The 12907-nt window shown below is 64.9% G+C and carries 11 protein-coding genes and 1 pseudogene; 1 reads left to right on the top strand and 11 read right to left on the bottom strand.

Annotation, left to right across the window (positions count from 1 at the left end):
• Positions 1-798: 798 nt before the first annotated feature.
• From VT03_RS33375 to VT03_RS10570, 6 genes and pseudogenes are all read right to left on the bottom strand, one after another.
• Positions 799-1491 (bottom strand): hypothetical protein, encoded by a 693-nt coding sequence (locus VT03_RS33375; RefSeq protein ID WP_156514398.1) that lies wholly within the window; start codon positions 1489-1491, stop codon positions 799-801.
• A gap of 879 nt (positions 1492-2370) precedes the next feature.
• Positions 2371-3189, bottom strand: a pseudogene (locus VT03_RS10580) (IS5 family transposase).
• A gap of 596 nt (positions 3190-3785) precedes the next feature.
• Entirely contained in the window at positions 3786-3911 is a 126-nt protein-coding gene (locus VT03_RS34970) for a hypothetical protein (RefSeq protein WP_255378586.1), read from the bottom strand.
• A 79-nt stretch (positions 3912-3990) separates the two neighbouring features.
• Positions 3991-4653: a hypothetical protein gene (locus VT03_RS10575; RefSeq protein ID WP_156514397.1), complete on the bottom strand. Its 663-nt coding sequence runs from the start codon at positions 4651-4653 to the stop codon at positions 3991-3993.
• A 211-nt stretch (positions 4654-4864) separates the two neighbouring features.
• A complete protein-coding gene (locus tag VT03_RS33365; protein ID WP_156514396.1) occupies positions 4865-5032 on the bottom strand; it encodes a hypothetical protein in 168 nt (55 codons plus the stop codon).
• Positions 5029-5244, bottom strand: a complete 216-nt coding sequence (locus VT03_RS10570) for a hypothetical protein (RefSeq protein WP_075092951.1) — start codon at positions 5242-5244, stop codon at positions 5029-5031. The genes VT03_RS33365 and VT03_RS10570 overlap by 4 nt, the downstream gene beginning before the upstream one ends.
• Before the next feature lie 259 nt (positions 5245-5503).
• Here VT03_RS10570 and VT03_RS35210 point away from each other — a divergent pair, with 259 nt between their 5' ends.
• Positions 5504-5917, top strand: a complete 414-nt coding sequence (locus VT03_RS35210) for a TolC family protein (protein WP_082846764.1) — start codon at positions 5504-5506, stop codon at positions 5915-5917.
• Between the two features lie 137 nt (positions 5918-6054).
• Here VT03_RS35210 and VT03_RS10560 read toward each other — a convergent pair whose 3' ends face one another.
• From VT03_RS10560 to VT03_RS33360, 5 genes are all read right to left on the bottom strand, one after another.
• Entirely contained in the window at positions 6055-6375 is a 321-nt protein-coding gene (locus tag VT03_RS10560) for a DUF2149 domain-containing protein (protein ID WP_075097048.1), read from the bottom strand.
• Positions 6368-7075: a MotA/TolQ/ExbB proton channel family protein gene (locus VT03_RS10555; RefSeq protein WP_075092950.1), complete on the bottom strand. Its 708-nt coding sequence runs from the start codon at positions 7073-7075 to the stop codon at positions 6368-6370. The genes VT03_RS10560 and VT03_RS10555 overlap by 8 nt, the downstream gene beginning before the upstream one ends.
• The gene (locus tag VT03_RS10550; protein ID WP_075092949.1) at positions 7072-11304 is read right to left on the bottom strand and encodes a cobaltochelatase subunit CobN; all 4233 of its coding nucleotides are present in this window, start codon (positions 11302-11304) and stop codon (positions 7072-7074) included. The genes VT03_RS10555 and VT03_RS10550 overlap by 4 nt, the downstream gene beginning before the upstream one ends.
• Before the next feature lie 23 nt (positions 11305-11327).
• Entirely contained in the window at positions 11328-12284 is a 957-nt protein-coding gene (locus tag VT03_RS10545) for a DUF1559 domain-containing protein (protein ID WP_197489288.1), read from the bottom strand.
• A 145-nt stretch (positions 12285-12429) separates the two neighbouring features.
• Positions 12430-12717 (bottom strand): hypothetical protein, encoded by a 288-nt coding sequence (locus tag VT03_RS33360; protein WP_075092947.1) that lies wholly within the window; start codon positions 12715-12717, stop codon positions 12430-12432.
• Positions 12718-12907: the final 190 nt, after the last annotated feature.

Genomic DNA, 12907 nt, shown 5'->3' with positions numbered 1-12907 from the left:
GAACATCCGCAGGCCGATGACTCCAGTCGGACGGCCATATTGGGGATCCGTGGGATAAGCGTTCTTCGGATCCCCTTTCCACCGATCCAGCCGCAGGCCGTATTCGTCGCGATCCTTGGCTTCTTCGCAATTCGGTTCATTAATCAACCCCAGCTTCTGCCAGCGATCCCGATGCGACATCTGGGCCACTGTGTAGAACTGAATCTTGCCTTGAAGAGAGAGACTCGACGAGTAGACACTCAGAGCCCGGTAAAAGTTCTGGGTTCCTCCTGGGCCATCCCCCCCCGTCCAGAAGAACCAGGTGTCACGTCCCGCCTGCAGCGTCTCGCTCTTCTGAAACTTCTTCCACAATCCCTGTGGCCCGTAATAAGCAAAACTGTCTTCGTAGGCATTGCGATCGAGATAAGTCGGCTTGGAGCCGGAATCCGCCGACGACTGGGAGTCCGCAGCCTGGAGGCGTGCAATCAAGAGGAACAGAAGGGATGTGAGCATGTATTGCGAGAAACACTGCTTCATAATTGGCTCTGCTTTCCGGAGAAAACGTCACGGACAGTCCTCAGATCCCTACTATTTTTCTGACCGTGCGCCTTATCGCCGCCGTGCTTTGGAATATTGGTCTTGATGGATAGCAAGAGTTCTACGACTCACCGGGCGGCCGTAGCTCGACCTCCTCATACGCCACATTGGCACCTGTGGAGAGAGTTGCCAACATGCACTCCCGGGGCACTCCCGGGGCACTCCCGGGGCGATTGATCCAATCGCCTGGGCAATCAGAACGTAAGGCTCTTCGGACGCAAGCTATTCGCATTCCCAATGAATTCGGATCCCATCTCCATTACTATGGAATCTCAATGCCGTGGCCGCTCGGTTGCGGTTCAGCGACTTGATTGCCTCGCGTAGTCTCCGACGCGAATCGGCCCCATTCTTCGGTGGAAGCGGATCGTCAATCCACTCTGGCCACTTATCTTCCTGAAACGCATCCAGGATGCGCTCCTGAGAGTCGGCAGGAACGCGAAAACGCTTGATCAATTGATCGCGGTACCAGAGCTCCCGGATCTCCTTCTTCCAGATCGGCACCGTCCGAGGTGCGGCGGAGGGAGTTTGTAACACGGACTGCGCGGCCGCAGCTGAATCTGATACTGAGAAAGAAGTCTCCGATCGCATTGATTCATCGCAATGCCTGCGCAGTTCCGATGCACCGTGGGAACTCAATGCCACGCATATCCCTTCAGAGAAAACGAGCGAGGCATACGGCAGAATGCGAAACGAGCGAGTCGAATCGCCGGGAAGTGTGCATTCCTGACCATGAATGGCGAATCCCTTCAAAACCAACCATCGGAGATCGCTTAACGACAATCCCAGACTTCGAAGTTCGGAAACCTGCACCGCGAATTGCCAAGGATCGACCTGCACATCGATGGCATAATCGTAGGCGACCAAGAGTATAGAAAAAGCGCACTTCGCTTTGGCATGCAATGACTCCAAAATCATTTGATACGATCGGCCAATTATCACACCGACGCACATATTTATACACTTGTTAATGCCTGAGGCCAAACGAACGAGCACTTACAGAGGATTCCTCGCATCTGAACCTACTGAAAATGAAGGGCGTCTGCTTCATCTCGCTCTCGTAGTTCAGCATCGGCGCCACCCATCACGCATTTTGTAGGGCCGAAAGGAGTGAGACCCCTCGCCTTCTCCGGATGGATCGACGTCTGCGTCGTCGCGGTCGAGAAATGCGATCTAGACACCATTGCGAAGACGTTCAGAACGAACTGCCTCATGGCGGCCCCTTCCCTTTTAACGCCCCGTTAGTCTCGAGGCCCCTCGCCCAGTCACCCTCTGGCCACGACAGGATGGTGACGACCCGCCTTTGGTGTTGCAAGGGAAGCCGGAGAGACTCTGATGAAGAGATAACCTGGCCTGAGTCTCCCACCACCGATGAATTGGCGCATGGAATCACACGAGACAGCCACCGGCCGCACCGGGGAGCGACAAGGGCCGCCCTGCCAACAGTCGTTTTGAACTACTTGACGTGAGTACCCGTCGTATTCGACCTGCGACGACCGTCACTCCGAGGAGCACTTCTCGGTGGTATCAATCCCCAGGGTTCCGCAGGTGGAGCCTTCAGCCAATTCGAATTTTTATGAAGACGTGACCCCCGGCTCATCGCAGGGGACCATTTATGGCAACAACCGGAACAGTCCGCGTTCATTGGTACCCCTCTCGCCCGCTGCGACTCCTCTACATTCTCCTGTTCACGGCAGAGGCCACGTCACGTATGACTCCCCTGTTCGCCTCCCCCTCGAACTCTCCGCCGGCCACTCCGCGATCCCTTGCACAAGTGATCTTTTCACCTCTAAGAGCCTATCCGAGAACCCCGGCCGTCCTCCAAGCGGTGATGGCGAACTGCAGGTGGAGAAATGCGAGGTAGTTGACCGCTGTCTTTTCCCACCGGGTCAGCAGGCGTCGGGCGCGGTTCGTCCACGAGTGCAGACGTTCCACCACCCACCGTCGCGCCCGACCCCGTCGCCGCACAGGACGCGGAGGCTCGGTCCCCTTCCGAGGGATATGGACGACGTATCCGCGACGGGCCGCCGTCTGGCGGATGGCCTGCGCGTCGTAGCCCTTGTCCGCGCACAGATGCTGACGACGACGTCGTCCCGGGGGACGGCGAACGGGAAGGCTTTGGAACGTCTCGACCACCAACTTCTGATCGTGCACGTTGGCGCCGGCCACGGCCACTCCCACCGGCACACCCCGGCCATCAGTCAGCACCGAGCGTTTGACCCCCAGTTTCCCGCGATCTGTGGGGTTCTTCCCCGTCTTTTTCCCCCCCGAGCGGCGCTTTGGTCATCGCCCCATCCAGACTCTGCCACTCCCAGTCGATCCCTTTCAGGTCATCGTATTCCTCAAGCGCGGTCCGCCACAGTCTGCGGAACAGGCCGCGCCTGACCCACTCCTGGAAGTAGGCGTGAATGGCGCTGCCGGAGCCGAACTCCTGGGGCATTGCCTTCCATTGGCAACCCGTCCGCAGCACGTACAGGATGCCTGTCACAACACGGCGTAGAGGCAGACGTGGACGTCCCCTCGACAATTCGGTTTGTAAACCGGGAGCGTGGGCTCGATCCGTTCCCAGAGCGAATCGGAGATCTGGTGAAACTTTGACGCGTCACTGACAGCCACGGGCGCACCTCCATGCACGTTCGAGAGTCGATACCTCTCGAAATGCACAGAGCGGGCCAATTCACGAAACGGTTCTGGGATAGGCTCTGAATCTCCCTTTGCGAAGATCGACTCGCTCTCCTTCTTACTCCAGTGGTTCGTGACGAACTCGGAACGAGACAGAGTCCCGCTCTGGTCCCGATCCCACTCCTGGATGGCGTGATAGTTTACGATCCGGCCATTGTCTTGGCGGATCAACCGTCCCGGCTCGTCGCGAATGTCATAGGCAATCGCCAGGAACTTGCGGCAATCCTCTGCGGAGACCCTCCCGTCTCCATCCCGATCCCACGCCGCACGGGGGAGGGAGGCGAATTTCCTGGCCAGATCTTTCGGCGGGACTTTTCCCACCGCGCCGGTCGACATCTCCGCGCTGACTCCCAGGTGGACCAACGGTCCCTTCAAGACTGCTCCAATTCGTCCCGGACCGGATCGGGAATCGGCGCGTTCCGGGAGCGGAACCCGCCCTGGCAGGCCGCGGAACTCGTCCAGCGAAATCCGACCGTCGCGGTTCCAGCCGCCAGTCGGAACTTGCGGGCTTCGAGGTTCCGCCACTTCTCTTAAATGACGCTCGTGAACTCTCCGAACGCCAGGTCTCCGTCACCATCGTCGTCCCGAACGCGGAACTCCCAGTCGGCGGGGAGCTCTCCAGAGATCTCGTCAGTCCACTCGCGGCGCGCCAGCAATCCGTCCCCATCGCAGCCCAGCCTTCGAAACGCCGGCCTCTGGCCGGCTTGCTTGTCCGGAGGATGGATCCCCAGTGACTCAGCTAGCGTCAGCTTTCCATCGTTGTGGGCGTCGAGACCGGCGAACACCTGATGCCGCGTGGGCCGCGCGTGCGGAACTCGTGCGATTCGGGACGTGGCGCAGCATCCAGTGACGATACGATCGCTGGTGTGAACAGAAGATCTGGCAGAGGCACTGGGCGAATCCGATCTCGCCAAACCGCAGCTCGACTCGACGTCCGTCAAAGTGCATGTTGCGGGCGTTGCCGGGCGTCGTCCCGAACACGATGGCGCTGCGGATCTCGCGGCTCGCCTCGTAGACCACGAGGAGCGCCGGCCTTGGCGTCGGCGACGCGTTGTTCTCCTTCAGGCGGCGGAAGATGTTCTCGACGTCGACGATCGCATCCTCGACGAGGCCCCGGTCCGAGACCCCCGCGCGGTCCGCGATCTCGCCGGGGATCTGGACGGTCCGCCAGTACGACTGAAGCTTCGCCGGCCTCGCCACGAGACCGAGGTTCTGACGGGCCTGCGGACTCAGCTCCAGGATCCGCGGCTTCTCCTTCGGCCTTTCGCCGTCGTCGGCCGTGTGAGGCGGAGGGGTCCGTTTCTGCAGGAGCGGTAGCCAGGTGTGGCGCGTGACCACGGCCGCGCCGATGGGGACGCCCAGGAGGACGAGCCACAGGAGCACTCTGGAGGGTTTCATGGCGAGCCTTTCGCTCAAACGAAATCTCAGTGGCGGCGTGTCACCGCCGGTTCATGAGAAACGCCGACCGGTGTTCGGTCCGATGAGGGGCGCAGGTGGTCGTGGAAAGCGGCCAGCGCTCCCATTCGCCTCGAGCGGCGAAGGGAACGGCCTTGTCGACCGAAAAGAACGTCGCGCGGGTGCGATGACATCGCACGGCGACAGCCCGCGGTTAGATCCGCAGAGAAGCGGTCTGGAGATAGATCGGCGTCCCGCCCGACGGATCAGGCGGATCGGCGATGTAACGGCAGCAAAGGCGCTCGACCGCAAAGACCGGCACCAGCGGAGCCCAGGCCATGTCGACGGCCAGATCCCATTGCGGCACAGCCACGCGCTTCAAGGGGCCGCCAGGCGAGAGATCGCCGAGGAACACGGCGTCAGCGTCATGATCCGGAAGCTCCGAGCATCCCGGGAGCCGGGCCTCATCATCGTGATGGTGATGAGGGCGATCGTGTCGATGCCGGTGTCCGCCGCCGTGCGAATGGTGGTGACCGTGACCCGCGTGACCGTGCCCCGCACGACCGTGACCCATGTGGAGATGGTTCCGGCCATCGTGATCGCCCTTCCCGGCGGCCCCCGCGTGCACGTGAGGCATCGGCTGCCCCATCAGGCAAAGCGGAATCAGCAGGAGGGCAACGACGCGGGACATTCGACGGTGATCGATGGAAAGGGACCCCGAACTCGCAATTCCCTCTCATCTTATCACCGCATGCACGACAGTCCATTGGCACTCTTGCAATTGTTATGTGAACACCGGAGCCGCGGTGCTTTGCCTGCCAACAACTCTCGTCAGGCTGCACGGGGCATCTGAATTCGCAATACCGACGACCGTCTGGATGCCGATGCGGTCGCCGACTGGGAGATCCGCAACCTCGGCTACAGCGAGCGGGCGGCCCGCGACGAAGCGTCGTCGCTCGTCCGCCAGGCGCAATGGCGGCAGGTCGCGCTCCTCGACCGCATCGCCCGTGAAGTCTCCGAGGCGCACAGCCAGGCCTCGCAGCGGGAGCGCAGCGTCGAACGGGCGCGCGCCGCGATTCAGGCGGCCGAGAAGTCCTACGCCCTCAACCTGCAGCGGATCGAGAACGTCCAGGGACTTCCGATCGAGGTCCTGCAGGCGTCCCAGGCTCTGGCGACGTCGCGCCAGACGTACCTCAACGCCGTGATCGACTACAACATCGCCCAGTTCCAACTCTGCCGCGCCATCGGCTGGTTCGAGGGCGCGTGACGCCGGGAAGTCGGTCCCGCTTCGCGGCGAACACGGATGTTCGACCTGGAGAGGAAGAAACCGTTTCCATTTCGCGCCGGCCCCGGCACAGCGCCGAGGCGTGGTTCCGGCTTCAACGTGGGATGGCGGCGGCGGCGTCAATCCGGGACGTAGACGACTTCGCCGGACTGAAGCCGGTAGGCGGTGCCGAGGCGTTGGCCCTGGCCGGAGAGCTTGTCTTCGCTGACTCGGTAGGAGGGCAACTTCCGCTGCGTGTCGATCAACTGCTCGAGCGTCGGCGACGCGGCTGTGGCGGGATCGGGCTTTGGCCCCGACGCTGCCGAGGTCTGCGAGCGGGCGGCGCCGATCATGGCGATGAGGAGCGCGATCGAAAACACCATCCAGACGTCGAACAGGTTCACGAGACCCGCCAGCGGATCGTCGTCCCCCGAGTCCCAGCGGCGCGGCTTGTTACGCATGACGGCCTCCGGCCCGCGGGGCTTCGTGGCCCGCACGGGGGCCTGCTCCCACGGAGGCGGGGCCGAGCGGGAGGCTGGTCGGGTGGCCTTCGCCGTTGCTGCCGAGGCGTGCGCCGTGCTCGCGGAGGTCGGCGAGGTACTCGAGGTCGCTGAGGTCCTGTTCGTACCAGGCCCGGCGGATCAGGTTGCCGGTGAACGCGCCCCCGCCGACCAGGATTCCGAAGACGGTGGTCGTGAAGGCGATCACGAGGTTGCCCGACAACGACTGGATGTCACCCGCGGCCAGTCCCATCAGGGCCGGGCCGAGGGGGACCAGCGTGCCGACGAGCCCCAGCATCGGGCCGACCCGGATGGCAAACGTCAGCCACGCCATCCGCCGCGCCATGTCGAGCTCGAGGTCCTCGAGACACTTGCGGGCCACGAGCGGGTTGTGCCGCGCGTCCCGCGTGCGGGCCTGAAACCGGGCGGGGTAGCCGACGAGCCGCAGGTCATAGAACCCCTCGTCCCACGCGCCGGTCGAACGGGCCCTCGCGAGGAACGCCCGCCAGGTCTGGAGATGCACGCGGCGGTCGAGGAACTCGCGGGTGATCCCGCCGAGGAGCAGCAGGATCCCCCCCATCAGGATCAGCAGCACGACCAGGGTCGGTGCGAGAAGTCCCGTGGAGATCTGGAACAGGATGTCGACGATGCGGTCGGTCACGGGGCGCCTCGCCGAAACACAAAGCCGGCCAGAACGAGGAGCGTTGCTGCTCCCGCGATGAACCAGGGAGTCGAGTCCCACAGGGGAGTCCCCGAAGCCCCCGCCTGCTTGTCGGTACTGGCCGGGGGAGCCGAAGCCTGCAGCCGCTGACCTTCCACGGGAACGGTCGCAGGAGGAGACGCTCCGGCCTGTGCCGGTGGTGGAGGTGCGGCCGCATTCGGAGCCGAGCCAGCCGCAGGGGGTGCCGAGGCCGGCGCCGCAGCGGGGGCGGGCATTGCTGCCCCGGGCGCGGCGCCCGGGGCGGGGGCGGTCGCCTGAGCGAGTTCCGACGGAGACGCCTGCGTCTGGGCTTCGATTCCGCGGACGTAGCCTTCGAGGAGCTGAGCCCCCCCCGGTGACGTGACCTTGGCGAGCTCACCCCGGACCAGGGTATCGAGCGGCCGGTTGCCGCCGCTCGTCATGTGGCCCGACAGACCGTGGCGGGCGACGCTCTCCGCATAGGCGACGGCGACCTCCTGCACCGTTTGCGGATCCGCCTCCCAGTACCCCTTGCGGGTCGCCTCGAGCATCGTGGCGAGCGTGTCCTGGAAGGCATACGGGTTGTTCCGCTCCATCCACTCCCGGAGGTTGAGATTCAGTTTGTCGTCGACCAGCACCCGCTTCATCTCGTTCCAGTTGTCGGTCCCGACACTGCCGGGCCGCATCACTTCCCAGCCGAAACTGTTCGAGGTCAGGAACCGGATGTGGTCCGCGCCGGAGTACCCCTCCTTCATCATCCCTTCGAGCCATTTCCGGTTGAAGAGGCGGACGCGGAACTCCCGCCGCAGGGCCTCCTCAGCATTGACGATCCCCGCCTTGTCGGGATCGCGGACGTCGGAGAAGACGTACTCCGGACGCTTCCCGGTCAGGGCCTCGACCGCGAGGCTGAGGCTCCCCCCGTGCAGCCACGTATAGCGGCTGGCGAGCGGACCGGTCATGTGGTCGGACCAGCTCCGGACGACGGTGTGCGTCCCCTGGATGGCGGCGTCGTAGAGGGGCGCGGCCGGCTCGCCCCAGGCCCCCTCGGTGAAGACGTGCTTGCTCTCGGCCAGGTAGGCGGCGGCGATGTCGTCCCGGCTGTTCCAGTCCCCTGAGCGGGCGACCCGGTAGGCAAGGAAGCCCCCCGATTCCCTTCCCGGGGCGCGGCCGAAGATCCGGGCCTGCGACAGGAGCGCGGCCCGGTCGGGGGCGATCCCCTGCCCGGCAAGCGTCTCCTTGAGCCGGGCGGTGTTGCGGAACAGCGGGTTGTCCGGCTCGTCCGACTGGGCGGCGAGCCGGATCGCCTTGTCCCACAGGTTGAGCCGCGACGGGAGGTTCGACTCGTACCAGCCCCCGCTGGCGACGAAGACGTCGACCCGCGGCCGCCCGAGCGTCTCGCGGGGGACGAGGCGGACGTCGTTGACCAGGTTCCGCTCGTCCCAGACCGGCTCGACGCCGATCAGGTGCAGGATCTGAGCCTCCATCACGCCGTAGTCCCGGAAGGTGGCGCTGCTCCGGAGGTCGAAGCCGATCTTGGTCGGGAACTCGCCGGTCTGCGACTGGTGCCGGGTGATGAGATCGTCGGCGAGCTTTCGCCCCAGCTCCCACGACGGCGGGGTCGGGACTTCCTCGGGGTTGAGGAGGTACATGTTCCGGCCGGTCGGGACCGCGCTCGGGTTCCGGATCGGGCTGTTCCCCGGCCCGGGCGGGACGAACCGGCCGTCGAGTCCCTTCAGCAGGTTGTCGATCTCGTCGGTCGTTTTGTCGAAGTCCGCGTTGAGCGCGACGACGAGTTTCAATCCCTTCTCGAGGACCTCCGGAAGCTCCTTGAGCTCCGTTCCGAGCGTCAGGTTGACCGCATCGAGCGGCGCGACCCCCTGCCGGAGCACGAGGGTCAGGATCTTCTCGGCGGCGGGGCGGACGGCATGGTCGTGGTCGTGATCATGGTCGATGCCGGTTTCGTGCTGATGGTCGTGCTGCAGCCGGCCCAGCTCCCGCAGGAACGGGGCCCGGAGGATCGTGACCATGTACGGAATCAGCAGGTCGGCGCGGGGCCGCTCGCCGTAGACGTGCAGGCTTGTGGGGGTCGTCTCCTCCTGGATCGCGTGGAGGTACTTCGAGACCGCCTCGATCTCATGCGGCTCGAGCAGCCGATCGTCGGGCCCCACGAGCTTGAGGTCGGTGTCGAGGTGGCAGGCCCGGACCTGCCGCGAGATCTCTTCGCGGAACTTCTGCTTCAGGGCCCCCTCTTCGAGGGTCGTCCACTTGTCGACCGTCTCGTGCAGGTTCTCGAGCTCGTCGCTGAGGCCAGCATCGACGATCGGCGGCGGCAGGTGGCTCAGCAGCGTGCCGTAGACCCGCCGGCGGACCGGCGAGGACTCCACCATGTTCTCGATGATCCAGGGATTGAAGTTCGGCATCGATCCCATGATCACGTCGCACCAGTCGCGGCGGGCGAGGCCGTTCGGCTTCCCGGGGAGGGCGAACTCCGACCCGTGGGTCCCGAAGTGGATCAGGGCGTTCGCGCCGAACTCCTGCTCCAGCCAGAAGTAGGTCGCCAGGTAGTTGTGCGGCGGAGTCGTCACCTTGTCGTGCGTCTGGGCGCTTGCCTCCTCGCGGCCATGCAGCTCTCCGCGGAGCGGCTGGGGGAGCAGCACGACGTTGTTCAGCTCGATCCGGGGAATGACGATGTGCTTCTGGCCGCCGTTCTCCCAGACCATGAACCGCCCGGGCGGCGGGCCCCACTTCGCCTCGAGCTGCTCGCGACGATCGGCGGGAACCTTTCGCTGGTACCACTCCCGGTACTTCGCCTCGGGGACGAGGACCGGATGGCCGGTCCGGACCAGCCGGTCGAGCTCGGCCGGAGCCCAGACCCCGACCTGCCGGCCCCGCTCCATCATCCAGCCGAGGAGCTCGTCTTCGTGGCGGGGAACCGGCTGGATGTCGTAGCCGTGCCGGGACATCGCCTCAAGGACGTTGATGAGGCTCCGCGGGGCGTTCATGTGCATCCCCGTCGAGCTGCCGCGCATCAGCTCCCCTTTCCCCATCTCGCGGTCGTAATAGATGACGGCGACCTTCTTCTTCGCGGGAGGAGTCTGGGCCAGGCGGGCGAACGACAGCGCCCGGGAGACGAGATGCTCGACCCGGTCGGGGATCGGCTGGAACGCCTCGGCGCTCCCCATCCCCTGCGTGGTCCCGGCGGCGACCTGCGGCTCGATCGCGCCGATCAGCTCCTGCCCGATGATGTGGAATGCCAGCTCACTCGACGCGAGCCCTTCGAGGCTCGACTGCCACTGATCGATCGACTGCTTGCGGAGGAAGATCGAGTGGAGGTGCGGGACGTTCAGCTTGAGCCGCAGCGGAAGCGGGTCGCCGCTGTGGCAGGTGTGGATGACCGCCTGCGGCGCGAAGGCTTCCGCCTGTTCGGCGTACCGGGGCGAACGGCCGTCGATGATCGCGGCGGCGATCGCCCCCTGCCGCTCGCACTCCCGGATCAACGCGTCGACAACGCGGGGCTGCTGAAACGCGAGGTGCGTCGCGTGGACGGCGATCAGGAGCCGCGGCCCCTCGGCGGGTGCCCCGGGGCGGCCGCGACGCCAGGTTTCGAACGCCGCGGACGTCGGGAAGAAGTCACTGTGACCAGGGTGATAGAACCCCTCCTGCTCGACGATCTCGGCCGGTTCGATCTTCAGGTCCCGTCCGAGCCGTTTGGCGGCCGTATACACGAGCAGCCGCCGCAGGTTCTCGCCCGAGGAGCCGTAGTACTTCTGCGCCTCGGCGTCCTGCTCCACCGCGCCGGCGGGGGCGAGCCCTTTGAGGAACTCGAAGGAGTTCGCCGGGAAGACGTAGATCGCGAGGGCGGGGTTCTTTGTCCGTCCCTGCCGGATCGCCGCCTGATAGGCGTCCCGGTCCTCTTCACGGACATGCTGGACGTACAGGACGCGGACCTGCCCCAGATCGGCGGACCGCCGCGCGATCTCGCCATCTTCAAAGTAGACCAGCCGCAGGTTGAGCCCCGCCGCGTGCTTCTGCAGCTGCTCGTAGATGCCGCCATGCAGGCCGATGAAGCCGATGTCCGCGGCGGCCGTCGCTGCGGGCGCCTCCGGCGCCGGCTTGGCGTTCAGGGCTTCCTGCGCGACGGCGTGGCTGGCCCACCCCGTCCATGAGGCGGCCAGCGTAAGAACGAACAGGAGGCCGCGGAGTGTTGCCATGGCCGATCGGAAAGTGCCCAAGATCAGAACTCCCCGACTTTCTCAGACCCGGCGCGACTTCCGAGGGCGCGGTAGACCGTGAGCTCGATGTTCTCGGAAATGAAGTGAACGGAACCGTCCGCCAGCACCAGGTTGGCCCCTCCGGTGTGGGCGCTCCGGGCGGCGAAGTTCGTGCAGCCGTAGTTGGGAGCAATGCAGTCGAAGAACCGGTGATTGGGGGTGTTGATCGTGGCCATGATGTTGAACTGCGGCTGCCCGCCGATCCAGACCGTCCCCCGGTCCGAGGCGGTGGGGGCGACCCCCTGACAGGTCCCCAGATCCTGGGCACTCGCCCCGGCGGAGTTGGTGAAGATGTAGTTGTCGTCGACCGTCGCGGGGTTCATGTCGCTCTTGAGGGTCTCGCCGGCGGCGATCGTCTGCGACAGGCCGTCCTTGATCCACGACAGCCGGGTGTAGGAGCTGTGGCCGAACAGGCCGTCGCAGACCGTGTCGCGGCAGTTGCAGAGGTTCCCCTGGCTCGAGAGGTAGTTGGCGGGAGCCATGTCGGGATTGGCACGCCGCACCGGATCGCTGGGGCAGAGGAAGGTCGCGATCTCGAACGTCCCGACCGGATAGAACTCCGGATTGATGTGGACGTTGGGGGAGAAGGCGGTGACGTTCTCGAAGCGGATCTTGGCGTAGAGCGCTCCCTGGTCGACATAGGGGAGCAGGGAGGTCAGCCAGCCGAAGTGATGGCGGGCCCCGGCCGAGATCCCGTCGGTGTAGGTGTCCATGTGGCCGGGGGGAAACATCCCGTAGGTCTCGGCGTAGCCGTGGAGCGCGAGACCGAGCTGCTTCATGTTGTTGCGGCACTGCGCGGCCCGGGCGGCGGCGCGGGCCTGCTGCACGGCGGGGAGCAGGATCGAGACCAGCACCGCGATGATCGCGATGACGACCAAAAGCTCGATCAGAGTGAATCCGCCTCTCGTTCTGTTGATCAATGTCCTCTCCTCAATCGGATCGAGTTCGATTCGTTCATTTCTGCGGAGAGACGCGTGGTCCCGCAGGATCACAAGCAGGCTGTCATGACGGACTGAGTGGGTTCCGTACCGACGTGACTGCGTCCCGACGCTCGGCCAATCCGAATCAGTGTTCGTGGCCGTGGTCCGCGCCAGTCCCCTTCGCCGTCTTCTCCCGGCACTCCGGGCCGCAGACGATGAACTGGATCCCGCCGACGGTGACGAGGTTGTCTGCACCGACCGAGGGGATCTCGCGGCTGCAGGCGATGCACGTCCCCTTTCGCCCTTCGGGGCTCGCCACCTGCGCCTGGGGGTAGGGTGGGGACTCGCTGCATCCCGACAGGCTCAGGAAGGAGAGGGGCAGGAAGCCAACAACGACAGCCAGAAGAAGTGTCCGCACAGTTCTCGTCATCATGCCCGAGGTGGAATCTCACGACGGGCCACACCGCTGGCACCCGCATCGCCAGATGCGCCGAGGGCAACTCTCATTCCAATAGATGTCCCTGATGTTTTTCGAGCAGGTCCCAGCAATCGAACGTCGTCAGTCGAATCGGCCGGGGACCGGGAGCGCAGATGATCGCCACGCGCGGCAGGTATTTCGCCGT

This window comes from Planctomyces sp. SH-PL14, assembly GCF_001610835.1.
GTDB lineage: Bacteria > Planctomycetota > Planctomycetia > Planctomycetales > Planctomycetaceae > Planctomyces_A.
Note: the sequence above shows the minus strand (reverse complement) of the source record. Positions and strands in the feature narration are given on the sequence as shown.

Coding starts and splice junctions, on each gene's coding strand:
- VT03_RS33375 (WP_156514398.1), bottom strand. CDS start 1,491: ATGATTTTGGAGTCATTGCATGCCAAAGCGAAGTGCGCTTTTTCTATA.
- VT03_RS10575 (WP_156514397.1), bottom strand. CDS start 4,653: ATGAAACCCTCCAGAGTGCTCCTGTGGCTCGTCCTCCTGGGCGTCCCC.
- VT03_RS10570 (WP_075092951.1), bottom strand. CDS start 5,244: ATGGCCGGAACCATCTCCACATGGGTCACGGTCGTGCGGGGCACGGTC.
- VT03_RS10560 (WP_075097048.1), bottom strand. CDS start 6,375: ATGCGTAACAAGCCGCGCCGCTGGGACTCGGGGGACGACGATCCGCTG.
- VT03_RS10550 (WP_075092949.1), bottom strand. CDS start 11,304: ATGGCAACACTCCGCGGCCTCCTGTTCGTTCTTACGCTGGCCGCCTCA.
- VT03_RS33360 (WP_075092947.1), bottom strand. CDS start 12,717: ATGATGACGAGAACTGTGCGGACACTTCTTCTGGCTGTCGTTGTTGGC.